This window comes from Salarchaeum japonicum (genome assembly GCF_020614395.1).
In the GTDB taxonomy this organism is placed as follows: Archaea; Halobacteriota; Halobacteria; order Halobacteriales; family Halobacteriaceae; genus Salarchaeum; species Salarchaeum japonicum.
Genome location: NZ_CP085324.1, coordinates 1,579,716 through 1,605,542, shown reverse-complemented (window position 1 = coordinate 1,605,542; position 25,827 = coordinate 1,579,716). Strand labels below are relative to the sequence as shown.

Genomic DNA, 25,827 nt, shown 5'->3' with positions numbered 1-25,827 from the left:
GACCCGGCAAAAGGCGTTCGTTCGTAACAAGAGTCTTAGGGCCAGCGGGAGTACTGACGGGTATGACGGAGCGGCCGACCGTCCTCGTCGTGGAAGACGAACGCGACCTCGCGGCTCTCTACGAGTCGTGGCTGTCGGCCGACTACGCCGTCCGCGTCGCGAACACCGGCGCGGAGGCGCTGGACGCCATGGACGCCACGGTCGACGTGGCGCTCGTCGACCGCCGCCTCCCCGAGATGGACGGCGACGAACTCCTCGCCGCACTCCAGGACACCAACCCCGGTCTCCGAGTCGCGCTCGTCTCCGGCATCGAACCCGACTTCGACATCATCGGCCTCGGGTTCGACGCGTACGTCGTCAAACCGGTCTCCCGGACGGAACTCCACGACGTGGTTCGACGGTTGCTCACGCGCGCCGTGTACAGCGACGAGATACGGGAGTTCTTCGCGCTCGCGTCGAAGCGCGCCGCGCTCGAAGCCGAGAAGTCCGAGGCCGAACTCGAAGAGAGCGACGCCTACCACGACCTCGTCAATCGCATCCAGGCGCGGCGCGCCGAACTGGACGACCTGCTCTCCCGACTCACCACCGACGACTTCGTCGCGGTGTTCCGCGAACTCAGCGACGAGGTTCGCGAGTAGTCCGCCAACGACTATTTATCCGTTACCCCGTTACGTCGATCCGTATGGACGGGAGTGCGCGCGTGCTCTACATCGGCGCTGGTGGCGGCGTTCGGGAGCGCGCCGACCGCACCGAAGCCCACCGCGATACCCTCTCGGTTCGCGTCGCGGACACCGAGTCTGACGTGTTCGACGCTCTCTCCGAGGAGCGCGTGGACTGCGTGGTGAGCGAACACGACCCGGACGCGCTCGACGGTATCGCGTTGCTCTCGGGCGTGCGAGACGTCGACCCCGCCGTGCCGTTCGTGTTGTTCACGGCGAACGGGAGCGAGTCGGTGGCGAGCGCCGCCATCGACGCGGGCGTGACGAACTACGTCCCGCAGTCGGGCGACGACGCGTACGCCGACCTCGCGGACGCCTGTCAGTCGGCCGCCGACCAGTACCTCGCGGAGCGGGACGTGGCGATGCTGAACGACCTCGCGCGCAACGTCTACGAGCGCATCACGGACGCGTTCTTCGCGGTCGACCGGGACTGGAACTTCACGTACGTGAACGACGAGGCGGAGGGCTTGCTGGACGTGCGCGCGGAGGACGTCATCGGCGAGAACATCTGGGACGAGTTCGAGGAAGCGGTCGGGTCGCCCTTCTACACGGAGTTCCACCGCGCCATCGCGACCCAGGAGGCCGTGACGTTCACGGAGCGCTACGACCCGCTGGACGAACACTTCCAGGTGCGGGCGTTCCCGTCCGAGGACGGACTCTCCGTGCACTTTCACGCCATCGACCCGGAGAGCGACTCCGAGGACGGCGCGCACCTCCTCGAACTCACGAACGTCCTCTCCTACGACCTCATCGACTCCATCGAGCGCGCGCAGACCTCGCTGAACGACGTGCGTGAGGGCGACCGCGAGGCGATAGACGACGTGGCGGCGGCGCTCGACCGGATGGACGACCTCGTGAACCACTCCATCACGCTCGCCGCGAACCCGGACTAGAGTTCGAAGTCGAGCGGGTAGTCGGTGAAGTTCTCGTAGCCGTCCTCGGTGACGACCACGATGTCCTCCAGGCGAACGCCCCCGATATCGGGGTCGTAGAGGCCGGGTTCGATGGTGACGACGTGTCCGGGTTCGAGTTCGTCGGTCGCGTTCGTCGAAACCGAGGGCGCTTCGTGGACGTCCAGGCCGACGCCGTGGCCGGTGCTGTGGATGTAGCCCGTCTCCGTGCTCGGGTCGCTCCGGAGCGTGGGGTAGCCGGCGTCCTCGTACACGTCGCAGACCGCGTGGTGGACGTCCTCACCCGTCGCGCCGGGTTCGAGCGCGTCGAACGCCGCGTCCAGCGCCTCCCGCGTGATGTCGTAGAACTCGCGGGCCTCGTCGGTCGCGTCGCCCTTCACGAACGTGCGCGTCATGTCCGCGTGGTACTTCGTCTCCTTGTCCCGCGGGAAGATGTCGATGATGATGGTCTCGTCCGCGCGGAGCGGCCCGCTCCCGCGGTCGTGCGGGATGGACGCGGACTCGCCGCAGGCGACGATGGTCTCGTCGAGCGAACAGCCGTGACGGAGGAGCGTCACCTCGATCTCCTCCTTCACGCGCTCGGACGTGAGCGGGTCGCCCTCGTAATGGAGCACGCCGTCGCGCACGGTCGCGGCCTCGATGAGCGTCTGCGCGGCCCGCATCGCCGCCTCGTTCGCGTCCTGCGCGGCCTTCACGTGTTCGACCTCCGCCGCGGTCTTCGTCGCGCGAATCGTCCCGACGGTGTCGTCGTCGTCCACGTCCACGGAGACGCCGTGGTCGCGGAGGCCGTCCGCGGTGGCGAGCGGGAATCGCTCGTTCACCAGCACGGACTCGACCCCGAACTCGTCGAGGAACTCGGCGTACAGGAGGTCGCGCGCCGTCGCCGTGTCGTTGTTCGCGCGCTTCTCCTGGTAGTCGTAGTCCGCGTACCGCCGCACGGCGTCCGCGCGCGACTCGCGTTTCGCCCGCGTGAACTCCAGGCCGGAGACGAGGAGCACCGTCTCGTCGGGCGTGTAGAGGCTGACGAAGGGGTCGCTCGCGTCGAACCCCGAGAGGTAGAGCTGGTCGGAGGTCGAGGCGTCCGCGTCGAGCAGGTAGCCGTCCGCGTCCGCCGCGTCGAGCGCGTCGTCGAGCGCGCCGAAATCGGGTTCCATACTCGTGGCGTCCGCTGGCGCGAGTAAAACCCTACCGCCTCCGGAACGCCTACGTGCCGGCCGGCCGACTCCCCGCCATGGACGTCACGGTCACATCCTCCCGCGTGCACGGGGACGCGGACGCCCCGCCGTCGAAGAGCTACACGCACCGCGCGATTCTCGCCGCCGGGTACAGCGACGGCGCGCGCGTCCGCAACCCCCTCGACAGCGCGGACACGAAGGCGACGATGGGCGCGGTCGACGCGTTCGGCGGCAGCCTCGTGGAAGTCGCGGACACGCTCGAAGTGGCGGGGTTCGACGGCCGGCCCGACGTGCCGCCGGACGTGCTCGACTGCGCGAACAGCGGGACGACGATGCGGCTCGTCACCGCGGCCGCGGCGCTCGCGGACGGTATCACCGTGCTCACGGGCGACGCGTCGCTCCGGTCGCGCCCCCAGGGCCCGCTCCTGGACGCGCTCGACGCCCTCGGGGCTCGCGCGGAGAGCACGCGCGGGAACGGCCAGGCCCCGCTCGTCGTCGAAGGCCCCATCGAGGGCGGCCGCGTCGAGATTCCGGGCGACGTGTCGAGTCAGTTCATCACCGCACTCCTGATGGCGGGCGCGGTCACCGACGAGGGCGTCGAAATCGACCTCACGACCGAACTCAAGTCCGAACCCTACGTCGACCTCACGCTCGACGTGCTCGACGACTTCGACATCGACGCGGAGCGCACCGCCGACGGCTACCGCGTCCCCGGCGGCCAGACCTACCGCGCCGACGAGTACCAGGTGCCCGGCGACTTCTCCTCCGCGTCCTACCTCGTCGGCGCGGGCGCGCTCGCCGGCGACGATTCCGTCACCGTTCACAACGTCTACCCGAGCGAGCAGGGCGACAGCGCCATCCTCGACATCGTCGAGCGGATGGGCGCGCGCGTGGACTGGAACCGCGACGAGGGAACCGTCGAGGTCGAGCACGCGTCGCTCTCCGGCGTCGAGGTCGACGTCGGTGACACGCCCGACCTCCTCCCGACGATTGCGGCGCTCGGCGCGGCCGCGGACGGCACCACACGCATCACGAACTGCGAGCACGTCCGGTTCAAGGAGACCGACCGCGTGGACGCGATGGCGACCGAACTCGCGGCGCTCGGCGCGAGCGTCGAGGAGGAACGCGACACCCTCACCGTGCACGGCGGCCGGAGCGACCTCACGGGGACGACGCTCTCCGGGCACGGCGACCACCGCATCGTGATGGCGCTCTCGCTCGCCGGCCTCGTCGCGGACGGCGACACCACCATCACCGGCGCGCACCACGTGGACGTGTCCTTCCCCGGCTTTTTCGACACGCTCTACGACCTCGGCGCGAGCGTCACGCTCGACTGAATCCCCCACGCTTCTTACCGCGCGGGTTCTCGCGTCGATATGCTTCGCTCCAGCCTCGCGGACACGCTCGCCGGCGACGAACTCGAACCGGGGTTCGTCCGGCCCGCGTACGACGACTACTGCTTCGCGCACGTCCCCGGCACCGCCGCCGCCGTTCTCGACGAGGACGTGGGTCCCGCGCTCCCCGACGACGTGCTCCAGAACGTGGACGACGACGCCTCCACGGTCGTCGTCCTGCTCGTGGACGCGCTCGGATTCGAGCACGCCAGCCGGCTCGCGGACTCGAACGGCCTCATGGGCGGGTTCGTCGAACACGGCGCGGTGACGCCGCTCACCTCGACGTACCCCTCGGAGACGGCGGCGTGCATCACGACGATGCAGACCGCGCGCTACCCCGTCGAGCACGGCCTGCTCGGGTGGAACGCGTACGACCCCGACGCGGACACCGTCTACAACTCGCTCCCGATGACCGCGAAGGACGGCGGCGACCTCTCGCTCACCGCCCGCGAGCGCTTCGACGGCGACACCGTCTTCGACCGGCTGGACGCGGCGGGCGTGGACTGCCACACCGTCCAGGAGCACGAGACGCCGACGGACGCGGCGACCGACCACCACTGCGAGACGGTCGGCGAGTTCGCCGCGACGCTCGCCGAGGTCGTGGAGGCGGCCAGCGAGGAGGAGCGGTCGTACGTCTACGCGTACTACTCGGGCGTGGACGCGACCGGTCACCACGTCGGCCCCGACCATCCCGCGTACGACCTGGAGGGGCACGCGGTGCTGTCCGCCGTCGAGCGCGCGCTCGCGGACGTGTCCACGGCCGCGAAGGACGAGACGTTGCTGACGCTCACCGCCGACCACGGCCAGGTGGACACGACCGGCGAGAAGCGCACGCTCGACGCGCTCGACGGCGTGCTGGGCGAACTCCGGCGCGACCGATCGGGGACGCCGCTCGTGCTCGGCGGCCCGCGGAACGTCCACTTGCACGTGGACGGCGACCGCTCGCGGGTGCGGGCGGCGCTCGACGGCGAGGACGCGCTCGTGTTCACCAAGGCGGAGGCGCTCGACAGCGGCCTCTGGGGGCCGGGCGAGCCGGGGCCGGTGTTCGAGCGGAACTGCGGCGACCTCGTCGTCGTCCCCCGCGAGGGGATGCTGTGGTACGCCGCGGAGGAACACCAGCTCGACCTCGTGGGGATGCACGGCGGCCTCGACGCCCGCGAGATGCTCGTGCCGTTCGCGGCGGCGGGGCTCGCGGACATCTGCTAGCACGGGACTCTCGGGCGGGCGCGTCGGTCGAGTCCCGGGATTTCGCGGGGCCGGCGCGCGCGGCGGTTACGTCACGCCCGGTCTGGCCGCGCCCTCGTATTTGAACGGTCGGTTGCGTGGAGTACAAACCCTAAATGCGCCCGCGACAGAGAGGGTGGTATGAACGGAAATCGGTTCGGGCGGCTGTTCCAGGTGACGACGTACGGGGAGAGCCACGGCCCCGGCATGGGCGTCACCGTCTCCGGCTGTCCCGCGGGTCTCGAACTCACCGAGGAGGACGTACAACGCGAACTCGACCGCCGCAAACCCGGGCAGTCGATGATAACGACCTCGCGCGGCGAACCCGACGAGGTGTCGATTCAGTCCGGCTTGCAGGACGGGTACACGACGGGGACGCCCATCGGGATGACCATCGAGAACAAGGACGCGCGCTCCGGGAAGTACGAGCCGTTCATCACGGCGCCGCGCCCGAGCCACGGCGACTTCACGTACTCCGCGAAGTTCGGGACGCGGAACTGGGGCGGCGGCGGCCGGTCGTCAGCGCGCGAGACCGTGAACTGGGTTGCCGCGGGCGCTATCGCGGACAAGATTCTGGAATCCGAGGGCGTCCAGGTGAAGGCGCACGTGAACCAGATCGGGGACGTCGAGGCTCCCGAGGTGTCTTTCGCGGAGATGCTCGAACACACGGAGGAGAACGACGTGCGGTGTGCGCACCCCGAGACCGCCGAGCGGATGCAGGAGCGCATCGAGGAGTACCAGGAGGCGGGCGACTCCATCGGCGGTTCCATCTACTTCGAGGTGCAGGGCGTGCCGCGCGGGCTGGGCGCGCCCCGGTTCGATTCGGTGAGCGCGCGACTCGGCCAGGCGCTGATGGCCGTACCCGCGGCGACGGCGTTCGAGTTCGGCTTGGGCCGTGACGCCCGCGAGTACACCGGCTCGGAGCGCAACGACGAGTGGGCGTTCGATTCGAATGACGAGCCCGTGCCCGTGGAGAACGACCACGGCGGCATCCAGGGCGGCATCACGACGGGCGAGCCGATTTACGGCGAACTCACCCTGCACGCGCCCACGTCGATTCCGAAACCGCAGGAGACGGTGGACTGGGAGACGGGCGAGGAGAAGACCGAGCAGGTCATCGGCCGCCACGACCCCGTCCTTCCGCCGCGCGGCGTGCCGGTCGTGGAGTCGATGCTCTCCCTGACCATCGTGGATTTCATGCTGCTCGCGGGCCGCATCAACCCCGACCGGCTCGACGGCCAGCCCGGCGAGTACGACACGGACTACCACCCGAGCAGTCCGCGGAGCGAGTAGTCACGCGCGCCACGCGGCGAACGCCTCGTCCCCGAACCGGAACGCGCGGTCGGCCTCGCTCCCGCGGAGCGCGTCGTCGACGACGCCGTCCGTCGTCCGCAGTCGCACTTTCTGTATGCCCTCCTCGAAGAACGGGAGGGTGTTCCTGAGCCCGCGGTTCCGCGGTTGCATCACTTGCTCGGGGAGGAGGCGGGCGTCCGCGTCGTCGGTTCGCTGTACGACGAGCGTGGCGCGGTCGCCGCCGTCGTCGGGCGTGCTCGCGCGGACGAGTCGGTACTCGCGCTCGATGGACACGTCCTCGGTCGGCGTCACCGAGGCCGCGGGCGCGTCGAGGTCGAACAGCGCGGCGTGGGTCGGGCCGTTCTCGCTCGCCATGTTCACGTGGAAGGCGTAGCGGCCGCCGCCGAGGTGGCCGGGCGCGATGGCGTCCTCGCACTCGACGCGCGGGCCGTCGAACGCCTTCAGCGTCCACGTGTGCGTGTCGCCGGGCGCGAGCGGCGTCAGCGGGACGGGAATCGCCCACGGCGCGATGCGATACCATTCGCCCTCGAACTGCTTGGAGAGCGTCCAGTCGTAGACGTTCCCGGAGAGCGGTTCCGTGCGGTGGTTGTGGAGCGTGAACGACACCGCGGCGGGCGCGTCCACCCGTTCCGCGCTCGGTCGGAGGAACGCCTGCGTCTCGGGTGTCGCGTCGTGATACCACGCGGGCGACCGCTCGTCGAACGCGGGCGGGGTCGCGTTCTCGAACGCTGACCCCTCGGTCGGCCCAGGCTGTGAGGTCTGCCAGACGGAGAGCGTGAGCGGGTCGTCCGCCTCGCCGAACGCGTACCGGCCCGTCGGAATCGCACCCGGTTCGCGCGGCACGACCGCGAACTCCCCGACGAGCGTCTCGCCGGAAGCAAGTTCGACCGCTTCTGGCTGCCAGCGGTCTGTCCGCGAGTCGAGATACCAGCCGGAGTCGGCGCGAGCGACCGCCGGCGTCCGCCCCGCGAACTCGTGGCCGTCGGTCGGCGCGAGGTAGAGCGCGTGGTCGTAGTCGCGCTCGCGGAACCCGTGCGGGGTCGGCGTGAACGGCGACACGTCGCCCAGGCGGAGCGTGGTGTCGTAGTCGGTGTCGTTCGTGAGCGTCGCCGTCACCCGCGCCGGATGGTCGGCGGTCGCCGTCGCGGACAGCCACGCCCGCACCACCAGCCCGCTCGGGAGGCGTCGGCGGCCGCCGAGCAGGCTCATCGTCCGGTCGCGCGTCTCGAACACCGCCGTCGTCGCGTCGGCGAGTCCGGTATCCGGCGGCGTCGGCGCGTCGGCTGGGGTGGGCGTGGTCGTTCGCGTCGAGTCGCCGTCGCCCGTCGTCGTCCCGTTCGTCGCGTTCCCGCGTTCGTTACAGCCCGCGAGCGCCGCCGCGCCGCCCGCGGCGAGCGACGACAGCAGGGCACGTCGCTTCATATTCGTCCGTCGCCCACGAGGGGTAAGCGCCTTGTGGAGACGAAAACGCCCGTTTCAGTCTGTGGCGATGCACCTAACCCGCTCGCCGCCCACGGCTTCGGTGATGGACGCCCGGCAGGAAACCCAGCGGAACCCGTACGGGATGGACGAAGACTGCACGAACTGCGCGCGCGCCGCCGAACGCGACCGCGTCGTGCACGGCTACGGCGACGCGAGCGCCGACATCGTCTTCGTCGGCCACACCCCCAGCGAGGCCGCCGAAGCCGCCGGCGTCCCGTTCGTCGGCGACGACGCCGGCGAGCGCTTCCAGGACATCCTCGGAAACCTCGGCCTCAACAACAGCCTCCCCACCAGCACCACGCCCGAACTCGACAACGCATACCTCTGTTATCTCGCGCGGTGTCGCCACCCCGACCACCCGCCGACCGACGACGAACTCCAGGCCTGCGACCCCTTCCTCACCGCCGACGTCCGCATGATAAACCCCGAACTCATCGTCCCCGTCGGCGAACGCGCCCTCGACGAACTCGCCCGCGAATACACCACCACTCCCGCCGGCGAACTCAGCGTCGACGACCACCACGCCACCAGCGTCCGCGGCCGCGGCTTCGAACTCGTCCCCATGAAACACCCCGGCCGCATGACCGACACCGAAAAAGAACAGTTCATCACGTACTTCCTCGACCTCCTCCAGACCGACTACCGCCAAACCAAGGGCCGACGCGGCCGATAACACTGGACTTTCACGGGTGAAACTGCGCGAATCAGTGTCGGGAAAACGCGGTGAGGCTGGGATTCGAACTCGGCCGAGACGGTCGCTCACGTCGTTCGCGCTGCGACTCGTCTGCTCGAATCCCCGTCTTCGATTCGCGCTCACGGGCGACGAAGACCCACGAGTCTTCGTCGCTGTTCGCGCAGAATGCGGTGAGGCTGGGATTCGAACCCAGGAGGCTTGCGCCACCGGTTTTCAAGACCGGCGCAATAGGCCGCTCTGCCACCTCACCTCGTGCGTGTGGAGTCGGAGCGCGCACTTTACGGTGTCGTCTCTAGGCGCGCTGGAGGCCGTCGTCGGTGAGGTGGACGCCGAGTTCGGCGAGGTACTGGGTGGTGTGGGTGGGGACGATGCGGCCGGCGCGGCGGCGGGCGTCGAGGGTGGGGAGGAGGGTTTCGAGGTCGGTGCCGGTGCGGACGAGGGGTTGGTGGGAGAGGAAGTCCACGTCGCCGCCGGCGTCGCGGGCGCGGGCGGTGAGGGTGTCGAGTTCGGGGGTGGTGTACGCGCCGGCGAAGTCGATGGGCTGGGTGAAGCCGGCGTAGTGGACGCGCCCCCCGTCACTTGGGCCGAGGACGGCGTCGCGGCGGCGGAGTTTCATCGCGGCGCTGTCGAGGTCTTTGCGCGCGAGGAGGGGGGCGCGGGGGTCGACGACGGCGACGGAGGATTCGTCCTCGTCGCGGAGGAGGTGGGTGACGGTGTTGCCGACGCGGGCGTCGTAGCTGGAGCCGACCTGCACTTCGAAGCGGGCGTCCGCGGGGTCTTCGAGGGCGTCGGCGACGACTTCGCGGAGGTCGGCCTCGGGTGGCCGTCCGGTCTCGTGTTCGGGCGGGATGTCGTCGGCGGGCGGGTAGTTGACGAGGAGGCTCCCGCCGCTGGTCGCGGCGGCGACGCACGCGTCTTTCAGCATCGCCTCGTAGAGGCCGGTGGCTTCGGATTCGGTGAGCGGGGACGTGTCGGGGAGGTCGGGGAGGACGAGGCCGTCCCGTGGCGGGTCGGCGAGCAGGACGTGAACGGTCATACGTCCCCGTGGTGGGGCGAGCCCTAAATGGCGATGATTACGGCTAAGGCGCTCCGGGGTAACGTCCGGGTATGGACTGGCGAACTCTCGCGGGCGCGCTCGGGGTGCTCGGCATCCTCGTGGGCGCGCTCGGCGCGCTGGTGTCGCTCGGAACGAACACGCTCGCGGCCCCCGCGGGGTACACGGTCGCGGCGGCGGGCGCGACGCTCGCGGTCGGCTGGGGCGTCGTCGCGGTCGTCGCGTTCGTGGGCGCGGGGAGTGCGGCGACGAAGACGACGCCGTACTGGTAGCGTCCCGCGAAAGATGGCTTTTTGACCCCCGGCGTCGAACCCGTGCGTATGGACGACATGTACGACCCGTCGGGCCGGGACTGGCCGCACGACCCGGACGGCGAGGAGGGTAGCGAGGGCGGACGCCAGTACGGGATGGCCGTCCTGTCGAAGAAGGTCGACGAGGAGGAGGACTTCCCGCTCCAGAAGGACGCGTTCGTCGAGGAGTACGGCGATGACCCCGTCCGCATCAACTACGAGAAGGTCGTCTCGGTCTCCGAAATCTTCGAGCACGTCGAACCCGAGGAGTTCGAGACGAAGGTGGAGTTCTGGAAGAAGGTCGGTGACGGGATGCGCTCGGGCGACCTCTGGGACTTCCAGCCCCAGACCTAGAGCTGGTTTTCCGCTTCGCGCGCCGCCCACTCGGCGAACGCGCCCGTTTCCGCTTGCACTTTCTCTTCGAGGAGGTTCACGGCGACGGAGTTCGCGCCCTCCGGGATGATGATGTCGGCGTTCTTCTTCGTCGGTTCGACGAACTGCTCGTGCATCGGTTTCACCGTGGAGAGGTACTGTTCCATCACGCCTTCGAGTTCGCGGCCGCGTTCGAGCACGTCGCGGTCGATGCGGCGGAGGATGCGTACGTCGGCGTCGGTCTCGACGTAGATGTGGAGGTCGAGCATGTCGTTCACGCGCTCGTCGTAGAGCGCGAGAATCCCCTCCAGGACGATGACGTCGGTGGGTTCGACGGTGACGCGTTCGTCCTGCCGGAGGTGTTCGCTGAAGTCGTACTGCGGCATCTCGACGGCCTGCCCGGAGAGGAGGCTGTCGAGGTGGCTGCGGAGGAGGTCCCACTCGAACGCGTCCGGGTGGTCGTAGTTGGCGTCCGCGCGCTCCTCGAAGCTCATGTGACTGAGGTCTTCGTAGTAGTTGTCGAGGGGGACGCGGGTGACGGCTTCGCCGACGTTCTCCGTGATTTCGCGGGCGACGGTGGTCTTCCCCGCGCCCGTTCCGCCAGCGATGCCGATGGCGAACGAGGGAATGGTCATTACTCACTGGGAGTCCGGACTGGCGTTTACAGTCTTCGGCTTCGGGTCGTGCCCGGCATGGCGTCCCACGGGCCTAAGGCTGTCGGGGAAACGGTTTAGTCCCGATGTGTGGTACAGTATAGCATGAATGCGTTGCCCGTGCGGGAGGTGATGGACCGCGACTACGTCGGCGTGAGCGAATCGGACAGCCTCCACGCCGCCGTGCGAACCATCCGGGAGGCGGACGCAACCGGCGCGCTCGTCCTCCGCGGCGGCGACGCCGTCGGCTACCTCTCGACGAGCGACGTGCTCGACCACCTCGCGGACGACGGCGCGCTCGACGGCGCGGTCGGGGACGCGATGACGGACGTGCCGCCCTCGCTCCGCCCCGAGGCCGCCGTCGAGGACGCCGCCGCCCGCCTCACGTCCGCGAACGCCCGGCACGTCGTCGTCGCCGACGGTGACGGCGTCCTCGGCCTCGTGGACGCTACCAACCTCGTCCGCGCCGGCCCCGACCCCGCACCCCCCGCGAGCGACGAGACGCCGGACGCCGCGCGGCCCGACGACCGGGTCGGCGAACCCGACGACGCGTACTCCCACCGGAGCGTCTGCGAGGTCTGCGGGTCGCTCGCGGACAGCCTCTCGAACGTGAACGGCCAGCTCGTCTGCCCGGACTGCCGGACGGTTTAGTCGATAGTCCGGGACACCCAGCCGGTCGCGCCCCGCGGATACGGCTCGTGGTACTCACGGGACTGCACCGCGTTCGTCCCGTCGGTCGCGCGCACCACGACCTCGTGCTCCGTGCCGGGCGCGTCGTACGCGAACCGCCAGCCCCGCCACGCGTCCGCCGCTCGCCCGCCGAGCGCCGGGTCGTCAGCGTCCGCCGGCACCCGCGCCGGGAGGGGGTCGGTGAGGTCGGTGTCCGCCCACGTCCGCCCGCCGTCCGTCGAGACCTCGACGCGTTCGACGCCGCGCGTGCCGGCGTACGCGTGCCCGGCGACCTCGATTCGCCCGCCGTCGCGGGTGACCGCGTGGAGTTTCGCGACGGTGTTCACGGGGCCGGTGCCGTGCCAGCCGCGCTTCTCCCAGTAGCCCTCGACCGGCGTCTCCGTGACTTCGAGTTCCGTCACCCACTTCACGTTCACCTCGCCCCAGTGGCCGGGGACGAGGACGCGCGCTGGCGCGCCGTGCTCGCGCGGGAGCGGGAGGCCGTTCATCCCGACCGCGAGCAGGCCGTCCTCGACCGCTTCGAGCGGCACCTCCATGTAGAAGCCGTCCTTCGCGCGCAGTACGACACAGCACGCGTCCTCGGTGACGCCGGCGTCGTCCAGGAGTTCCCGGACGGGGACGCCCGTCCAGAGCGCGGTGTCGAGCTTCGTCCCGTTCAGCGGGTCGCTCACGCACCGAAGCGTCACGAACCGGTGCTCCGTGGGGAACGACCGCACGCCCGCGAGGTCGTGCGTGCGCTCGGACTCCACCGCGCCGGTCACGTCGAGCGTCCAGCCCTCGCGGTTCGGCGTCGGATTGACGGCGTTGATATCGACCTCGTAGAACTCGGTGCTGACGAGCGGTTCGAGGCCGTCAACGTCGAACGACGCCGCGAGTGCGCGGTCGAGCAACCGCCCCTCGGTTCCCGTGGATGCCGCGCGCTCGCCCGGCCCGCCCGTCCCGGAATCCGCGGAGCCGACGAGCCACCCGCCGAAGGAGAGACCGGCGGCGCTCAGCGCGCCCGCGAGCACCGACCGCCTGTCGGTGTCCACGCCTCCCGGTTTCGGCGCGCGGAGGCGGGACGCGGCGACGATGAGCGTCGCGCCGGCGGCCGCGGCGACCGCCGACCCGGGCGCGCCGACCAGCCCCCAGCCGACCGCGAGCGCGCCGGCGGCGACGAGCGGTTCGGCGGGAAGTCGCGCGTGGTCGGCCGCGAGCAGGGCGCACAGAACGGGGACGGCGTAGAGCGCGACCGCGGCCGCGAGCGCGGACAGGAGGACGAGCGACTGCGCGGCGCTCCCCAGCGACTCGATGCCGACGCGGACGAGCGCGGCGGGCGCGGCGTCCACGAACGCGGACGCGACCGGTGCGGCGACGAACCGCGGGGTGCGGCCCGCGACCGCGTAGGACGACGCGAGCGCGGCGACGCCCGCGAGCCCGGCGAGTCCGAGGCTGGTCGCGCGCGCCCGACACGCCCTCGCCGCCCGCGCAACCACGCCCATGTCTGGTAAAACTTCACACGGTCGCGTGAAGCGTCTTTCGCCAAAGGCAACGCCTATACGCCCCCCGGAGTAGGCTTCGAGTGATGGCGATTCGGACTCTCGACGACCTCGACGCCGCCGGGACGACAGTCGGCGTGCGCGTCGACATCAACAGCCCGCTCGCGAACGACCGCTCGCTCGCGGACGACGCCCGCCTGCGCGCGCACGTCGAGACGCTCGACGAACTCCTCGACCGCGGCGCGCGCGTCGCCGTGCTCGCCCACCAGGGCCGTCCGGGCGGCGACGAGTTCGCCCGCCTCGAACCCCACGCCGACCGCCTCGACGAACTGCTCTCGGGGCCGGTGTCGTACTGCGACGCCACCTTCACGGTCGGCGCGCGCGACGCCGTCGAGGCGCTCGACGACGGCGAGGCCGTCCTCCTCGAAAACACGCGGTTCTACAGCGAGGAGTACATGGAGTTCGACCCCGAGCGAGCGAGCGAGACGTTCCTCGTCGAACGCCTCTCGTCCGTACTCGACGCGTACGTGAACGACGCGTTCGCGGCCGCGCACCGCAGTCAGCCGAGCCTCGTCGGGTTCCCGTCCGTGCTCGACGCGTACGCGGGCCGCGTGATGGAGGCGGAACTCGACGTGCTCGGGAACGTGAACGACCAGCCAGACCCCCGCGTGGACATCGTCGGCGGTGCGAAGGTCGCGGACTCCATCGACGTGGTGCGCCACGTCCTCGAACACGACCTCGCGACCGAAGTCCTCACGACGGGCGTCGTCGCGAACGTCTTCATGCTCGCCGCGAGCGTGGACATCGGCGATGCGAGCGCGGCGTTCGTCCGCGAGGAGGGCTACTGGGACCAGGTGGAGCGCGCCGCCACCCTCCTCGACGGCCACCGCGACCGCATCCGCCTCCCGCTCGACGTGGCGGTCGAGCGCGACGGCGAGCGCACCGAAATCGCGCAGGACGCCCTCCCGCCCCGCGAGGACGAGTCCGTGCTCGACATCGGCCACGACACCATCGAAGCCTACTCGGAGGTCGTCGCCGACGCGGGGACGGTCGTGCTGAACGGGCCCGCGGGCGTGTTCGAGGACGACACGTTCGCCGCGGGGACGCGCGAACTGTTCACCGCGGTCGCGGAGTCGGACGCGTACAGCGTCGTCGGCGGCGGTGACAGCGCGGCCGCGATTCGACGGTTCGGCATCGAGGGCTTCGACCACGTCAGCACGGGCGGCGGCGCGGCGCTCCGCATGCTCACCGGCGAACCCCTGCCCGCGGTGGACGCGCTCGACCAGTGACCGCGATAGAGGCGGCGACGACCGACGACTTGGACGCCCTCGTCGAACAGTGGGCGGCGCTCGTCGAAGGCCAGCGACGCCACGGAACCCACCTGCTCGCCGCCGAGAACCGCGCCGCCGCCCGCGGCGTGCTCGGCCAGCGAATCGCCGCCGACCAGCTCCGCGTCGCCCGCGACGACGACATTCTCGGATTCGCGACCTTCTACCTCGAAGACGGCCTCTACGACCAGGACGCCACCCGCGGCATCGTCGAGAACGTCTACGTCGAACCCCCGCACCGAAACCAGGGTATCGGCTCCAGACTCCTCGACGCCGCCGAAACCGAACTCGAAGCCAGGGGGGCGGACACGCTTGCCATCGCCGTGATGGCGGACAACGACGCCGCCCGCGCCCTCTACGAGTCCCGGGGATACGCGCCCCACCGCGTCATCCTCGAAAAACCGGCGGAAAACGATACCCACACAAACCCCGAGAGCTAATCTCGACTCGCGCCAAGGGAGCTTGGGCGGTTCAAGCACTCGATTTGTAATCGAGAATTCGGGGGTTCAAATCCCCCCCTTGGCTCTTCTGTCCGAACGAAGTGAGGACGAAGAGCAACAGGTGGGATTCTGAACCAGGGAACGGAGCGTAGCGGAGTGACTGAGGTTCAAATCCCCCCCCCTTGGCTCGTACCTTTTTACTTCGTCGGGTGCGCTACGCACACCACTCCTCGCAAAAAGCTACGCTAAAAACATCCCGCGCTCGCTTCGCTCGCGCGGCGGGAGTACTGGACGTTCCGCCGCTTTATCGCTGTGAGCGGCGGAGGATGAGTGGGCCGATTGCGAGGGTGCGTTTGGCGATGGTGGCGATGCGGGCGATGTAGGAGACGAGGAGGAGGAAGGGGAAGACGGAGACGGTGAAGGCGGCGGCGACGAGGAGGAGGACGTTCTGGACGCCGAGGGTGGTGCCGGGGACGGGGCCGGTGCCGAAGAAGCCGAGCATGCCGCCGGTGACGACGAGCGCGGGGACGGAGACGTAGAGGATGAGCTGGGAGAGGTCGATGAGCGCCCACTGGAAGTAGAGGGTCTTGATGTGTTCGCGGGCGGGGCCGAACATGGAGAGGGCGGTGTGGAGGTCGTCGAGGAGGCGGTCGGCGTCGTCGGTGACGTCGTCGGCGTACTCGTTCTGGAGGCGTTCGACCTGGAATATCTTCCAGCCGTAGTTGAAGTCGAGGGCGGCGTGGAGGACGCTGAATTCGCCGAACTGCGCGCCTTCGAGTTGGTCGCGGACGGCGTCCGCGTTCCCGGTGAGGCTGTCCGTGAACTCGTCCACTTCCTCGCGGAGGTCGTCGCTGTCGCTGCCGGCGACGGCGTCGCGGAGGGCTTCGGCGCGGCGCTGGGTTTCGTCCACGAGTTCGCGGAGGAACGCGGAGGGGTCGACGGGCGAGGGGTGGCCGTACATCTCGCCGACGAACTCGCGGAAGTCCATCGTGTTGCTCATGCGGTCGTGTTGGTCGCCGAGCGGGCCGTTCTCCTGGGAGATGACGAGCTGGCTGATGGTGACGATGAGGGTGGTGCCGGTGATGATTGCGCCGAGCATCGTGGAGAAGATGGTGGCTTTGGTGTCGCCCGTGCCGAGGTTCGCGGCGAGGTCGTTCACGCTCCCGACGGCGACGAACGAGACGAACACGAAGACGGCGAGCGCGCCGGCGACGAGGAGGCGGTTCGCGCTCAACAGCACGCGGAGTTTGATGTGGCTCTCGTCCGCGCGTTCTCGCATCGTGTTCGCGGTGGAGATGTCGGCGGTGTCCTCGGCGGTCTCGATGTCGGTGTCGGACTCCGCGTCCACGTCCACGTCCCGGTCGGGGGACGCGCTCATCGCTCCACCGGGCGCTTGAGCACGAGGAACTTCGTCCCGCCGTCCGCGTAGTCGATGGTGTCCACGAGCTCCCAGCCCTCCGCGCCGAGTTCGTTCAACGCCTCCTTCGGGTCTTCTGCTTCCTTCTGCGTCGCTCCGCGGGGCGGCCGCAGGGTCTCGTACTCCCACTCCCGTGGCATACGGACGAGAACCCGCGCGGCGCGGAAAGGCGTGGCGGCTCCCATGGGACTCCGCGGGAGTCCTCGTGGCGAACGCTTACCACGCCGCGCGCAGAACGCCGCGTATGGACGACTCACTGAGTCCGGGACTGGGAACGTCGGGGAACGACGAGTTCGCGCAGTGCGCCGCGTCGGTGGAGACGGCGCTCGAACTCGGCTACCGACATATCGACACGGCGCAGATGTACGACAACGAGGCCGCCGTGGGCGAGGGCGTCGCGAACGCGGACGTAGACCGCGAGGACGTGTTCGTCGCGACGAAAATCCATCCGGACAACCTCGCGCCAGAGGACGTGCGTTCGACGTTCGCGGAGAGCCTCGACCGGCTCGGCACGGACTACGCGGACTTGCTGTACGTGCACTGGCCGATGGGCGCGTACGACGCCGAAGCGACCCTTCCCGTGTTCGACGACCTGTACGAGGACGGCCGCGTGGAGAACGTCGGCGTGTCGAACTTCTCGCCCGACCTGCTCGCGGAGGCGGTGGAACTGCTGGACGCGCCCGTGCTGGCGAACCAGTTCGAGTGTCATCCGTTCCTCCAGCAGGAGGCGTGGCGGGCGGCCTGCGAGGAGCACGGGGTGACGCCGGTCGCGTACTGCCCCATCGCGCAGGGCGAGGTCGTCGGGCATCCGGTGCTCGAATCCGTCGCGGACGACCACGACGCGACCGCCGCACAGGTGTCGCTGGCGTGGCTGGACGCGAAGGGCGTCGTTCCGATTCCGAAGGCGACGGGCGACCCCCACCTCCGGGAGAACTGGCACGCCCGCGACCTCGACCTCGCCGACGGGGAGGTCGCGCGCATCGACGACATCGAGCGCGAAGAACGCCTCATCGACCCCGACGCGGCCCCGTGGAATCGGTAGACTCGGAAGACTGAAACGCCGACCTCGCGTACGTCCGGTGTGGCTCGGCCGCTTCGATTCAGGTACTCCGGCGAGCGATGGAGCGACCGGCGGGTGCGTCGCGACTTGCTCGGCCCGCTCGACGACAACATCGGCGCGACCGCTCGCAGTCCCCGGTTCAGTCCGCCGCCCGAGTACCGCGCGCGGCGCTTCGAGATGGCGAACGGCGACCTCGCGGTGTTCGCGTGGCACGCCGATGACTCGGGCGCGTACTGGCTCGGGAACACGGAGACGCCGAGCGCGCTCTGGCGCACCGACAAGCGCGACTTCGAGGACGCGCCCTATCCGATTGCTCGATGGGCGCAACGCGAGTTCCTCGACACTCTCCTGGCGGAGGAACCGTGGCTCGAACCCTATCGGTACCTCGCGTGGTTCTTCCTGCCCGTCCTGTGCTCGAAGGACGGCCGGGAGACGACGCGGGCGTTCTTCCGCGAGCACGCCGCGGGGTTCCGGGACGCCGACCGGGACGACGCGCTCGCGTTCTACGACGACTTCCTCAAGACGGGCGTGTTCGAGGACGAGCGCCACGAGATGGCGGCGAAACTCGGGACGAGCGCGGAGTTCGACCTGGTGCGGATGAGCGCGACGATGAGCGAGTTCAACGTCGCGTACGTCCTCACTGAGGCGGGCTACGACCTCACCCCGGAAATCGAGGTGTCCACGGGGCACTCGCTCGACTTCCGCGCGGACGACCCCGCGGGGAACGGCGTGCTGGTGGAGGTGACGCGGCCGAACCCGCCGTCGCGGCGCGCGGCCGATTCGCCGATAGCGGCCGTGAAGGAGACGGTGGACACGAAGACCCGGGGGCAGCTCCAGGAGCACGGCGGCGGCGCGGTGCTGTTCGTGGACTGTTCGAGTTTCCGCGAGGGCGACTGGCGGCGGATACTCGACGACCGCCCGGACGTGGGGCATCGGCCGGCGGTCGTGTTCCGCCTGCGGCCGGACGGAGCGCTCTCCGGGTACGCGAAGGGCCGCGTTCCGCTCGACGTGGACTTCGTGCTGGAATCCGCGACTTCTTAGGGGAAGCGGCCCCACCCGCGAGTAGATGAGTGAGTCCGCCTGGGAGTCCGTGTTCGGGTTCGAGGAGCCGTACGCGAACCAGGCGGACGCGATAGAGACCGCAATCGATGTCGGGAAGCGCCGCGGATTTCTCGCGATGGAAGGCCCCTGTGGAACGGGGAAGACGATGGCGGCGTTGACCGCGGGCGCGACGCTCGTCCGGGAGACGAGTCGGTTCGAGCGCGTGCTCGTCGTCACCCCCGTGAAGCAGCAACTCCAGCAGTTCGTGGACGACCTCCGCACGATGAACGCCGGCCTCGACGAGCCGATGAACGGTGTGTCGCTCGTCGGGAAGCGCGACCTGTGTCCGTACGGCCGCGAGGACGTGTTCCCGCGGGACGCGAGCACGCACGAGCGCTGCGACGACCTCCGGGAGAACACGGCGGCGCTCGTGGAGGGCGGCGAGGGGAAGACGCGCGGCACGCCGACGGGCGAGGCGACGGCGGCGCTCCGGCCCGAGGACGCGCTGGAGGACGCGTGGTGGGACGCCGGGACGGCGCGCCGGCTCGCGCGGGCGGCGCGCCACGACGACCCGGAGACGCTCTCCGGCGCGCTCTCCACGGCGGGCGCGGCGTCGCCGTACGTCCGCCACCAGCCGAGCGCGCCCGACGAGGTGAGCGACGAGGACACGCTCTACTGTCCGTTCGAGGCGGACTGGTACGGCCGCGAGAAGGGGTCGCCGCTCGGGTTCGACGCCGGCGAGAACCACGTCGTCACGGTGGACGAACTCCTCCCGGAGGCAGTCGAGTACGGGACGTGCCCGCACCGCGCGCAGTCAGTCCTGCTCGAACACGCCGACGTTATCGTGGGGAACTACAACCACCTCTTCGACCCCGGGACGCGCCCGCTCCTCGACGGCCTGCTGGACGAGGGAACGTTCGTGGTGGTGGACGAAGCCCATCGGATGGAGGAGCGCGTGCGCGACCTCCTGAGCGACCGCATCGGCCGACACACGCTCGTCCGCGCGCGAAACGACTTCCAGACGCTCCTCCAGTACGCCCGGCAGAGCCACGAGAACGAGCGCGAGTTCGACCAGAAGCTCGCGGACTACGGCGCGACCCTGGACGCCGTCGAGGACGCGAAGAACCTCGTGGACGACGTGGTCGGCTGGCTGGACGACCGCGTCGAATCACACCTGAGTAGCGAGTACGGGACGCTCGCGCCCGACCGGCTTCCCGAGCGCGACCTCGAAATCCCGCTGCGCGACCCCGAGGCCGACGAGGTGGACGACCTCACCGAGTGGGCGGAGGACGCGGGGTACACGGGCGGACTGTGGCGGTCGCTCGGCGAAGTCGGGTCGGCAGTCGAGGCCGTCCTGAACGAGGGCGACAACGACCGGCAGTGCGTCTGCACGAGCGTCGGCGTCCTCCTGAGCGCGTGGTGGGAGCGCGACCACGTCTCCTTCTTCCGCGAGATAGAACTCGAACACGCGCCCGCGGACGCGGGGTCGGTCTCCCGGACGTACGAGGAGGCGTACACGCCCGCGCTCGTGACGTTCAACTGCATGCCCGGCGACCAGATTCGGGGCGTGCTCGAAGAGGTCGGCGGTGGCGTGCTGATGAGCGCGACCCTCGAACCCATCGACGTGTTCCGCGAGGTCGTCGGCCTCGACGCCCTGGAGAGCGGCGACGACCGGCCGGTGGTCGAGCGCACGTACGACATGGTGTTCCCGGAGTCGAACCGCGCGAGTTTCGTCGTGGACGCCGCGCCGTTCACGCGCTCGAACCGCGGCGAACCCGGGGAGGCGACGCGGACGCGCGACCAGTACGAGTACGTCCTCCGCACCGTCGCGCGAAGCCCGGGGAACGTTCTGGTGTGTATGCCGAACTACCGGGAGGCGGCGTGGGCGGGCGAGTACCTCGCGGACGCGGTGGAGAAGGACGTGCTCGTGGATTCGAGTTCGTCGAACGAGGCGACGGACGACCTGAAGGCAGAGTTCTTCGCCGGCCCGGGGAAGGTGCTCGTCACGAGCACGCGGGGGACGCTGACCGAAGGCGTGGACTACGACGGCGAGAAACTCGCGGCGTGCCTGGTGGTGGGGATTCCGCTCGTGAACATCGGGTCGCCGCGCGTCCGCGCGGTTCGGCACGCGTACGGCGAGGCGTTCGGGGAGGAGCGGGCGTTCGAGTACGCGCTCACGGTGCCCGCGGTTCGGCGCTCCCGACAGGCCATCGGTCGCGTCATCCGCGGACGCGACGAGGTCGGGGTGCGCGTGCTCGCGGGCCGCCGGTACGTCGAGGGCGCGCGCCACTCCGTCCACGAGTACCTCTCGCCGGAAGAGCGCGCGGAGTTCGTGCGGATGACACCGGAGTTCCTCGGCGACCAACTCGACACGTTCTGGCGCGACCACAAGTAACGTGGTTCTCGGGCACGTACCGCGCGTATGGTCGAAATCAGGACGCCCGACGAGCGGTCGTGTCTCCGCTGCGGGCGACGCGAAGTGTGGGACGAGGACGCCGGCGCGTGGCAGGTCGGCGACGACGAGGTCGGGGACGTGTACTGCATCCACGACTGGGACGTGACGGGCGAGTTCACGCCGGTCGCGAAACCGTAGCGAACCCCTCGTTCGTCCGCCGGACGTGTCCGGTGTCGCGGAGCGACCGCAGGACGGTGAGGAGCGTGAGCTGTGAGAGGCCGAGCGCGCCCTGGAGGTCTGTGAGCGACGCGGTTCCTTCCGTTCTGAGGTAGAGGTAGACGAGTTTTCCGCGCGCCGACTCCACCTCGTTCGGTATCTGTCGTTGACTCATTCGTCAGTCGGCGAAACGGGTACGACGAACATAAACACTAGCCTCGACGTTCGTCGAAACACGTGGGTTTTAGCGCGCGCGCCGCCTACCTGTGGGCGTGACCGAGCGACGCCACGACCGCCTCGACCGCCACCCGACGGTCGGCCCCCGGAACTCCCTCCGCCACTGGCCGGACGCCGTCCACCCGCTCCGGGTGGCGCTCAACTACGTCGTCGTCGTGCTCGCGCGCATCACGCCGAGCATGCGACTGAAGAACTGGCTCTACACGACGCTCCTCGGGATGACGGTCGAACCCGGCGCGGCCTGGGGGCTGGAGGCGACCCCGGACGTGTTCTGGCCGCACCTCATCACCGTGGAGGCGGACGCCATCGTCGGATACGACGCGACGGTGCTCTGCCACGAGTTCCTCCAGGACGAGTACCGCACGGGCGAGGTCGTCATCGGCGAGCGCGCGATGATAGGGGCGGGCGCGGTCGTCCTCCCCGGGGTCGAAATCGGCGCGGACGCGCAGGTCGCGGCGAACAGCCTCGTCGCGGAGGACGTGCCCGACGGAGCGACGGTCGCTGGCGTCCCCGCGGACGTCGTGGATTAGTCGATGACGCGAACGACGCCCGAGCGCATCACGAGGTGGTTCGGGATGACGTACTCCGTCCCGTCGTCCTCGATGCGCGTGACGAACACGTCCACTTCCTGCACGAACCCCTCCATGTCCTCGACGCGAATCGTGTCCCCGATGCCGTAGGGTTCGGTGAGCAGGAGGTAGAGGCCGGCCGCGCCCGCCGCGAGCAGGTCGCGGGTGGCGACGACGGTGAGGACGACGGCGGCGGCGAGGTAGGCGGCGAACGCGACGACGAGCGCCGTCGTCGCGACGCCGAGCTGGCTGAGCGCGACGAGCGCGGCGACGAACACGACGCTGTACCGGGCGGCGACGGGAATCACGCCGATTTCGGGGAGTTTGACGCCGCGGAGGCGTTCGCTCACCGCGAGTTCTGCCTTGTCGCCCGCGACGAGACCGACGACGAGCACGACGAGCGCGATGGCGACGTTCGGGAGGTACCCCGTCACCTGCACCCAGAGCGCCGCCGCGAGCAGGGGGTTGACGACGCGGAGCGCGAGCACGATGGCGACGCCGTAGATGACCCAGCCGGAGACCCGGGCGACGAACGCCGTCGTCGTCGTCCCGAAGTTCCGCGCGGTGCGCTCGACGCTCGTCCCCTCGACGGCGTCCCCGACGCCGAGCGCGTCCATCACGCGCTCGTTCATCCGGCGCGCGACCACGCCGGTCGCGAACCCGAGCGCGACGATGACGGCGGCGAGGATGTAGTCGTAGTTCTCCGCGACGAACTGGGATACGTCCATCAGTACGCCTCCGGGTCGAGTTCGAGAACCAGCTCACCGCCCTTGAACGCGCGGACGAGCCCGTCGCTCTCCGAGAGCACGACGGAGACGGCGTTCGTGTCGCGCGTGATGGACGCCGCGGCCATGTGGCGGGTGCCGAGGCCCTTCGGGATGTCCACGCCCTCCGCGCTCGGTTCGAGGTAGCGGTACGCGGACGCGATCTTCCCCGAGTCCGTGATGACGAACGCGCCGTCCAACCGCGAAAACTCCTTCAGCATCACGTTCACGATGGGGTCGCCGACGTGCACGTGACTCTTCTCGAACGGATTGTAGCTCAGGGGACGGCTCTTGTTCATCACCTTCCCGGCGTCCCCGACGACGAACAGCGCGCCGACGGGCTTGCCCTTCTGGCCCTTCCGGCCGAGTTCGATGACCACGTCCAGCACGTCCCGGATGACGCTCGGGTCGGCCCGCGAGTTCACGAAGAGGTCGTAGATGCCGGAGTGCGCGGACTCGTCCGCCCGCACGCGACTCATCGTGTCGATGTCGTCCCCGAACACGCTCGTCGCGCACGCGAGCAGTTCGCCGTCCTCCACGAGGCCTTCGTCCAGCGCGCCCTCGATGCCGAACCGCACGCGCTCCGTCACCTCCGCGAACTCCAGGGGGAGTTCGACGAACTCGTCCGCGCCGACCGCGTTCTCCTGCGCGACGACGACCACGTCGGTGTCCTCCAGTTCGGTCGCGCGCTCGTAGTACGACCCGCTCGGCGAGAACAGGAAGAGCGCGTCGACGCCGTCCACGAGGTCGGTCGCGAGACCGGGGAGCGTACTCATTGCTCGTACGTCGTGTGCGGGTTACGAAAAGGATTGTGGGCTGTCGGACGCCCGCCGCCCGTTCAGTCGTCGAGGTACGCGCGGATGCGGTCGTCGTCGATGTGTTCGAGGAGTCGGTCGTGCGCGCGCTCCCGGAGTTCCGCGATTTCGTCCGGGCCGCGGCGGGTGGCGAACGCGTCGTCGATGTACTGCTCTCGCAGGTCGTCGTCCGCACCGTCGGGCGTGCGGTCGTCGTACCACTCGCGCCAGCGCTCGCGTTCGCCCCAGTCGCCCGCGAACTCGGAGTCGGGGCGGAGCCAGTCGTAGTGCTCGCGCACGCCCTCCGGGTAGCCCTCGTTCGCGCGGTGGTCGGCGATGAGTTCGCGCGCGACGTGTGCGCCCGTCCCCGCGGCGACGATTGCCTGGGCGTTCCGCTCGCCCGCGGGGGCCGCGACGTACAGGCCCTCGACGCCCACGCGGCCGTCCGGGTCGGCGTACTCGGGGTCGAAGTGCTCGTGGGTCTCGCCGTCGTGTTCGTGCTCGTGGAACGCCTCGTCACCGAGCATCTCGCGGAGGTAGCCGCCGTCGTACCACGCCGCCGCGACCACGTACCGGGTCTCCACGCGCCGGCCCTCCTGGGTCTCCACCAGGAAGCCGTCCTCGCGCTCCGCGACGGACTCGACCATGTCGGAGACGAGGTCTGCGCCCGCGGTCTCGGCGTGGTCGTGCAGGAGGTCGCGGAGCGTTTCGGTGTCGATACCCGCCGGGAAGCCGGGGTAGTTCTCGATGAACGCCGCGCGCGCGAGCGCCGCGTTCCCCCGGTCGAACACCACCGTGTCGAGGCCGTACCGCGCGGTGAACACGCCCGCCGAACAGCCGGTCGGGCCGCCGCCGACCACGACCACGTCCCGGTTCATCTCAGAACTCACCGTTCACGATGGCGGAGACGCGCCCGCGGTCGAACAGCTCCTCGTCCTCGCCGAACGTGTCCGGGAACAGGCCGCGCGCGGCGGTTTCGAGCTGGAACAAGTGGATGATGGGGCCCTGGTAGGTGAGGCCGCCGTAGAACACGCGGCCGTCCTGAACGGCGGTGAGACGGCTCGCCACCTCGTCCTCCTCCATGTGGGAGACGATGTTCTCCTGGAAGTAGGCGTCCGAGATGTTCCCGGAGAGCCGCACCGCGATGGCGTCCGGGTCGATGTCGAGCAGGGTCTCGTAGTCCACGGTCGCGCCGCCCGCCTGCGCGTCCGTCACGCCCGCGTTCGCGAGCGCGTCGTCCACGCCGAGGTCGCGCCACTGCTTCGACGCCGTCCCCTCACCGACGAGGTAGGGGTAGAACGAGTCCGGGGGAACGCCCGCCGGGTAGAGCAACGCGATTTCGGGCGTCTCCTCGGGGATGCGGGACTGCACGTCCGCGACGACCTCGTCGTGGTAGGCCTTGAACGCCTCGTAGCGCTCGCGCTCCTGGAACAGCTCGGCGAGCTTCTCGAACGCCTCGTACAGCGAGTAGTACTCGTAGTCGTGCCAGTCGTACACCTGCGTGAAGATGGTGTTCCCAAAGAACGGCGCGACGCCGCTCGAAATCTCGTCCACGTCGCCCTGACTCCACTGCAGGCGATTCATCATGAAGTTCGGGTCGATGACGTGCACGTCCGCGTCCACGGAGTAGAATATCTCCTTGCCCGTCCCGTCCTGATAGAGCGTGGTGAGCGACTCCGTGTCCACGGAGACGCCGTCGAGTTCGGCGTAGTGATGCGTTCCGTACCGGGAGGGCACGCCGATGCCCGCGAGGCCGTCCGCCTGCCCGAGCGCCACGCCCATGTCCGCGTAGTCGCCCGTGTACGGCACCCACGACTCCGGGACCTCCTCGAACGTCACGTCGCCCACCGGCTCCATCGACACCGTGTACGACGCGTCCTCGGTCGTCGTCGTGGTCTGCTCGGTCGTCGATTCGGTCGTCGTCTCCGTCGTCGATTCGGTCGTCGTGCCGTCGCCGCTCTGACAGCCGGCGAGCAGGCCGGCCGCGGCGAGCGCGCTCCCGTCCTTCAGGAACGCCCGGCGACTCCGATATTTCTCATCCATACCTGTTTAGGCCAGCCTAAACACTAAAGCAGTTTCGAAAATTCGGCGAGCCTAAACCTACTCGGGGTCGGGG

At 69.7% G+C, this 25,827-nt stretch carries 28 protein-coding genes and 2 tRNA genes; 17 read left to right on the top strand and 13 right to left on the bottom strand.

What is annotated here, in order from left to right:
• Window positions 1-62: 62 nt before the first annotated feature.
• Complete coding sequence (locus LI334_RS09020; RefSeq protein WP_227260301.1) at window positions 63-638, top strand: HalX domain-containing protein; 576 nt, start codon at window positions 63-65, stop codon at window positions 636-638.
• 44 nt (window positions 639-682) lie between these two features.
• Window positions 683-1,612, top strand: a complete 930-nt coding sequence (locus LI334_RS09015; RefSeq protein WP_227260299.1) for a PAS domain-containing protein — start codon at window positions 683-685, stop codon at window positions 1,610-1,612.
• Here LI334_RS09015 and LI334_RS09010 read toward each other — a convergent pair.
• The gene (locus LI334_RS09010) at window positions 1,609-2,784 is read right to left on the bottom strand and encodes a M24 family metallopeptidase (protein ID WP_227260297.1); all 1,176 of its coding nucleotides are present in this window, start codon (window positions 2,782-2,784) and stop codon (window positions 1,609-1,611) included. The two genes, LI334_RS09015 and LI334_RS09010, sit on opposite strands and share 4 nt — an antisense overlap.
• Window positions 2,785-2,861: 77 nt before the next feature.
• Here LI334_RS09010 and aroA point away from each other — a divergent pair, with 77 nt between their 5' ends.
• The 3 genes from aroA to aroC all read left to right on the top strand — a co-directional run bounded on the left by aroA (window position 2,862) and on the right by aroC (window position 6,716).
• Window positions 2,862-4,142, top strand: a complete 1,281-nt coding sequence (aroA, locus tag LI334_RS09005; RefSeq protein WP_227260295.1) for a 3-phosphoshikimate 1-carboxyvinyltransferase — start codon at window positions 2,862-2,864, stop codon at window positions 4,140-4,142.
• Between the two features lie 39 nt (window positions 4,143-4,181).
• Window positions 4,182-5,405 (top strand): alkaline phosphatase family protein, encoded by a 1,224-nt coding sequence (locus LI334_RS09000; RefSeq protein WP_227260293.1) that lies wholly within the window; start codon window positions 4,182-4,184, stop codon window positions 5,403-5,405.
• Between the two features lie 159 nt (window positions 5,406-5,564).
• Complete coding sequence (aroC, locus tag LI334_RS08995; RefSeq protein WP_227260291.1) at window positions 5,565-6,716, top strand: chorismate synthase; 1,152 nt, start codon at window positions 5,565-5,567, stop codon at window positions 6,714-6,716.
• Here aroC and LI334_RS08990 read toward each other — a convergent pair whose 3' ends face one another.
• Window positions 6,717-8,159: a hypothetical protein gene (locus LI334_RS08990; protein ID WP_227260289.1), complete on the bottom strand. Its 1,443-nt coding sequence runs from the start codon at window positions 8,157-8,159 to the stop codon at window positions 6,717-6,719.
• A gap of 103 nt (window positions 8,160-8,262) precedes the next feature.
• Between LI334_RS08990 and LI334_RS08985 the strand changes: the two genes are divergently transcribed.
• Complete coding sequence (locus LI334_RS08985) at window positions 8,263-8,892, top strand: uracil-DNA glycosylase (protein WP_227260287.1); 630 nt, start codon at window positions 8,263-8,265, stop codon at window positions 8,890-8,892.
• 189 nt (window positions 8,893-9,081) lie between these two features.
• On the opposite strand, the gene LI334_RS08980 is transcribed toward LI334_RS08985, so the two are convergent.
• Window positions 9,082-9,163: transfer RNA gene (locus tag LI334_RS08980), tRNA-Ser, on the bottom strand.
• A 42-nt stretch (window positions 9,164-9,205) separates the two neighbouring features.
• Window positions 9,206-9,949 carry a glycosyltransferase family protein gene (locus LI334_RS08975; RefSeq protein ID WP_227260285.1) on the bottom strand — a complete coding sequence of 248 codons (744 nt, stop codon included), beginning with the start codon at window positions 9,947-9,949 and terminating at the stop codon, window positions 9,206-9,208.
• Window positions 9,950-10,020: 71 nt separating this feature from the next.
• Between LI334_RS08975 and LI334_RS08970 the strand changes: the two genes are divergently transcribed.
• The gene (locus tag LI334_RS08970) at window positions 10,021-10,239 is read left to right on the top strand and encodes a hypothetical protein (protein ID WP_227260283.1); all 219 of its coding nucleotides are present in this window, start codon (window positions 10,021-10,023) and stop codon (window positions 10,237-10,239) included.
• 48 nt (window positions 10,240-10,287) lie between these two features.
• Window positions 10,288-10,611 carry a DUF5785 family protein gene (locus tag LI334_RS08965; RefSeq protein ID WP_227260281.1) on the top strand — a complete coding sequence of 108 codons (324 nt, stop codon included), beginning with the start codon at window positions 10,288-10,290 and terminating at the stop codon, window positions 10,609-10,611.
• Here LI334_RS08965 and udk read toward each other — a convergent pair.
• Window positions 10,608-11,264: a uridine kinase gene (udk, locus tag LI334_RS08960; protein WP_227260279.1), complete on the bottom strand. Its 657-nt coding sequence runs from the start codon at window positions 11,262-11,264 to the stop codon at window positions 10,608-10,610. The genes LI334_RS08965 and udk overlap by 4 nt on opposite strands.
• Window positions 11,265-11,387: 123 nt before the next feature.
• On the opposite strand from udk, the gene LI334_RS08955 reads away from it, so the two are divergent.
• A complete protein-coding gene (locus LI334_RS08955; RefSeq protein ID WP_227260277.1) occupies window positions 11,388-11,933 on the top strand; it encodes a CBS domain-containing protein in 546 nt (181 codons plus the stop codon).
• Here LI334_RS08955 and LI334_RS08950 read toward each other — a convergent pair.
• The gene (locus LI334_RS08950; RefSeq protein WP_227260275.1) at window positions 11,930-13,453 is read right to left on the bottom strand and encodes a molybdopterin-dependent oxidoreductase; all 1,524 of its coding nucleotides are present in this window, start codon (window positions 13,451-13,453) and stop codon (window positions 11,930-11,932) included. The two genes, LI334_RS08955 and LI334_RS08950, sit on opposite strands and share 4 nt — an antisense overlap.
• Window positions 13,454-13,536: 83 nt before the next feature.
• Between LI334_RS08950 and LI334_RS08945 the strand changes: the two genes are divergently transcribed.
• From LI334_RS08945 to LI334_RS08935, 3 genes are all read left to right on the top strand, one after another.
• The gene (locus LI334_RS08945) at window positions 13,537-14,739 is read left to right on the top strand and encodes a phosphoglycerate kinase (protein ID WP_227260272.1); all 1,203 of its coding nucleotides are present in this window, start codon (window positions 13,537-13,539) and stop codon (window positions 14,737-14,739) included.
• Window positions 14,736-15,218: a GNAT family N-acetyltransferase gene (locus LI334_RS08940; protein ID WP_227260270.1), complete on the top strand. Its 483-nt coding sequence runs from the start codon at window positions 14,736-14,738 to the stop codon at window positions 15,216-15,218. Before LI334_RS08945 ends, LI334_RS08940 begins: the two co-directional genes overlap by 4 nt.
• Before the next feature lie 11 nt (window positions 15,219-15,229).
• Window positions 15,230-15,303, top strand: a tRNA-Thr gene (locus LI334_RS08935).
• Window positions 15,304-15,522: 219 nt separating this feature from the next.
• Here the strand turns inward: LI334_RS08935 and LI334_RS08930 are convergent.
• The gene (locus LI334_RS08930) at window positions 15,523-16,596 is read right to left on the bottom strand and encodes a hypothetical protein (protein ID WP_227260269.1); all 1,074 of its coding nucleotides are present in this window, start codon (window positions 16,594-16,596) and stop codon (window positions 15,523-15,525) included.
• The gene (locus tag LI334_RS08925) at window positions 16,593-16,775 is read right to left on the bottom strand and encodes a DUF4177 domain-containing protein (RefSeq protein WP_227260267.1); all 183 of its coding nucleotides are present in this window, start codon (window positions 16,773-16,775) and stop codon (window positions 16,593-16,595) included. Before LI334_RS08925 ends, LI334_RS08930 begins: the two co-directional genes overlap by 4 nt.
• Window positions 16,776-16,879: 104 nt before the next feature.
• On the opposite strand from LI334_RS08925, the gene LI334_RS08920 reads away from it, so the two are divergent.
• Genes LI334_RS08920 through LI334_RS08905 form a run of 4 tightly spaced genes read left to right on the top strand, consistent with a single transcriptional unit; the run spans window position 16,880 to window position 21,329 of the window.
• Entirely contained in the window at window positions 16,880-17,677 is a 798-nt protein-coding gene (locus LI334_RS08920) for an aldo/keto reductase (RefSeq protein ID WP_227260266.1), read from the top strand.
• Window positions 17,678-17,716: 39 nt separating this feature from the next.
• The gene (locus LI334_RS08915) at window positions 17,717-18,736 is read left to right on the top strand and encodes a DUF5784 family protein (protein ID WP_227260265.1); all 1,020 of its coding nucleotides are present in this window, start codon (window positions 17,717-17,719) and stop codon (window positions 18,734-18,736) included.
• Window positions 18,737-18,761: 25 nt separating this feature from the next.
• On the top strand, window positions 18,762-21,131 hold the full coding sequence (locus LI334_RS08910) for an ATP-dependent DNA helicase (RefSeq protein ID WP_227260263.1): 2,370 nt from the start codon (window positions 18,762-18,764) through the stop codon (window positions 21,129-21,131).
• Between the two features lie 27 nt (window positions 21,132-21,158).
• Window positions 21,159-21,329: an HEWD family protein gene (locus tag LI334_RS08905; protein ID WP_168219959.1), complete on the top strand. Its 171-nt coding sequence runs from the start codon at window positions 21,159-21,161 to the stop codon at window positions 21,327-21,329.
• Here the strand turns inward: LI334_RS08905 and LI334_RS08900 are convergent.
• On the bottom strand, window positions 21,307-21,522 hold the full coding sequence (locus LI334_RS08900) for a TrmB family transcriptional regulator (protein ID WP_227260262.1): 216 nt from the start codon (window positions 21,520-21,522) through the stop codon (window positions 21,307-21,309). The genes LI334_RS08905 and LI334_RS08900 overlap by 23 nt on opposite strands.
• Window positions 21,523-21,619: 97 nt before the next feature.
• Between LI334_RS08900 and LI334_RS08895 the strand changes: the two genes are divergently transcribed.
• The gene (locus LI334_RS08895; RefSeq protein ID WP_227260261.1) at window positions 21,620-22,114 is read left to right on the top strand and encodes an acyltransferase; all 495 of its coding nucleotides are present in this window, start codon (window positions 21,620-21,622) and stop codon (window positions 22,112-22,114) included.
• Here LI334_RS08895 and LI334_RS08890 read toward each other — a convergent pair.
• From LI334_RS08890 to LI334_RS08875, 4 genes are all read right to left on the bottom strand, one after another.
• Window positions 22,111-22,881: a mechanosensitive ion channel domain-containing protein gene (locus LI334_RS08890; RefSeq protein ID WP_227260260.1), complete on the bottom strand. Its 771-nt coding sequence runs from the start codon at window positions 22,879-22,881 to the stop codon at window positions 22,111-22,113. The genes LI334_RS08895 and LI334_RS08890 overlap by 4 nt on opposite strands.
• Window positions 22,881-23,693, bottom strand: a complete 813-nt coding sequence (gene dacZ / locus LI334_RS08885; protein WP_227260258.1) for a diadenylate cyclase DacZ — start codon at window positions 23,691-23,693, stop codon at window positions 22,881-22,883. The genes LI334_RS08890 and dacZ overlap by 1 nt, the downstream gene beginning before the upstream one ends.
• A 62-nt stretch (window positions 23,694-23,755) precedes the next feature.
• Window positions 23,756-24,589 (bottom strand): NAD(P)/FAD-dependent oxidoreductase, encoded by an 834-nt coding sequence (locus LI334_RS08880; RefSeq protein ID WP_227260256.1) that lies wholly within the window; start codon window positions 24,587-24,589, stop codon window positions 23,756-23,758.
• Window position 24,590: 1 nt separating this feature from the next.
• Window positions 24,591-25,754, bottom strand: a complete 1,164-nt coding sequence (locus LI334_RS08875; protein ID WP_227260254.1) for an ABC transporter substrate-binding protein — start codon at window positions 25,752-25,754, stop codon at window positions 24,591-24,593.
• Window positions 25,755-25,827 lie beyond the last annotated feature (73 nt).

Excerpts from the sequence above, each read along its gene's own strand:
- LI334_RS08970 (WP_227260283.1), top strand. The coding sequence starts at position 10,021 with ATGGACTGGCGAACTCTCGCGGGCGCGCTCGGGGTGCTCGGCATCCTC.
- dacZ (WP_227260258.1), bottom strand. The coding sequence starts at position 23,693 with ATGAGTACGCTCCCCGGTCTCGCGACCGACCTCGTGGACGGCGTCGAC.
- LI334_RS08905 (WP_168219959.1), top strand. The coding sequence starts at position 21,159 with ATGGTCGAAATCAGGACGCCCGACGAGCGGTCGTGTCTCCGCTGCGGG.
- aroC (WP_227260291.1), top strand. The coding sequence starts at position 5,565 with ATGAACGGAAATCGGTTCGGGCGGCTGTTCCAGGTGACGACGTACGGG.
- LI334_RS08950 (WP_227260275.1), bottom strand. The coding sequence starts at position 13,453 with ATGGGCGTGGTTGCGCGGGCGGCGAGGGCGTGTCGGGCGCGCGCGACC.
- LI334_RS08890 (WP_227260260.1), bottom strand. The coding sequence starts at position 22,881 with ATGGACGTATCCCAGTTCGTCGCGGAGAACTACGACTACATCCTCGCC.
- LI334_RS08920 (WP_227260266.1), top strand. The coding sequence starts at position 16,880 with ATGGACGACTCACTGAGTCCGGGACTGGGAACGTCGGGGAACGACGAG.
- LI334_RS08985 (WP_227260287.1), top strand. The coding sequence starts at position 8,263 with ATGGACGCCCGGCAGGAAACCCAGCGGAACCCGTACGGGATGGACGAA.
- LI334_RS09010 (WP_227260297.1), bottom strand. The coding sequence starts at position 2,784 with ATGGAACCCGATTTCGGCGCGCTCGACGACGCGCTCGACGCGGCGGAC.
- LI334_RS08900 (WP_227260262.1), bottom strand. The coding sequence starts at position 21,522 with ATGAGTCAACGACAGATACCGAACGAGGTGGAGTCGGCGCGCGGAAAA.
- LI334_RS08880 (WP_227260256.1), bottom strand. The coding sequence starts at position 24,589 with ATGAACCGGGACGTGGTCGTGGTCGGCGGCGGCCCGACCGGCTGTTCG.
- LI334_RS08955 (WP_227260277.1), top strand. The coding sequence starts at position 11,388 with ATGAATGCGTTGCCCGTGCGGGAGGTGATGGACCGCGACTACGTCGGC.
- LI334_RS08875 (WP_227260254.1), bottom strand. The coding sequence starts at position 25,754 with ATGGATGAGAAATATCGGAGTCGCCGGGCGTTCCTGAAGGACGGGAGC.
- aroA (WP_227260295.1), top strand. The coding sequence starts at position 2,862 with ATGGACGTCACGGTCACATCCTCCCGCGTGCACGGGGACGCGGACGCC.
- LI334_RS08990 (WP_227260289.1), bottom strand. The coding sequence starts at position 8,159 with ATGAAGCGACGTGCCCTGCTGTCGTCGCTCGCCGCGGGCGGCGCGGCG.
- LI334_RS08975 (WP_227260285.1), bottom strand. The coding sequence starts at position 9,949 with ATGACCGTTCACGTCCTGCTCGCCGACCCGCCACGGGACGGCCTCGTC.
- LI334_RS09020 (WP_227260301.1), top strand. The coding sequence starts at position 63 with ATGACGGAGCGGCCGACCGTCCTCGTCGTGGAAGACGAACGCGACCTC.
- LI334_RS08910 (WP_227260263.1), top strand. The coding sequence starts at position 18,762 with ATGAGTGAGTCCGCCTGGGAGTCCGTGTTCGGGTTCGAGGAGCCGTAC.
- LI334_RS08925 (WP_227260267.1), bottom strand. The coding sequence starts at position 16,775 with ATGCCACGGGAGTGGGAGTACGAGACCCTGCGGCCGCCCCGCGGAGCG.
- LI334_RS09000 (WP_227260293.1), top strand. The coding sequence starts at position 4,182 with ATGCTTCGCTCCAGCCTCGCGGACACGCTCGCCGGCGACGAACTCGAA.
- LI334_RS08965 (WP_227260281.1), top strand. The coding sequence starts at position 10,288 with ATGGACGACATGTACGACCCGTCGGGCCGGGACTGGCCGCACGACCCG.
- LI334_RS08945 (WP_227260272.1), top strand. The coding sequence starts at position 13,537 with ATGGCGATTCGGACTCTCGACGACCTCGACGCCGCCGGGACGACAGTC.
- udk (WP_227260279.1), bottom strand. The coding sequence starts at position 11,264 with ATGACCATTCCCTCGTTCGCCATCGGCATCGCTGGCGGAACGGGCGCG.
- LI334_RS08930 (WP_227260269.1), bottom strand. The coding sequence starts at position 16,596 with ATGAGCGCGTCCCCCGACCGGGACGTGGACGTGGACGCGGAGTCCGAC.
- LI334_RS09015 (WP_227260299.1), top strand. The coding sequence starts at position 683 with ATGGACGGGAGTGCGCGCGTGCTCTACATCGGCGCTGGTGGCGGCGTT.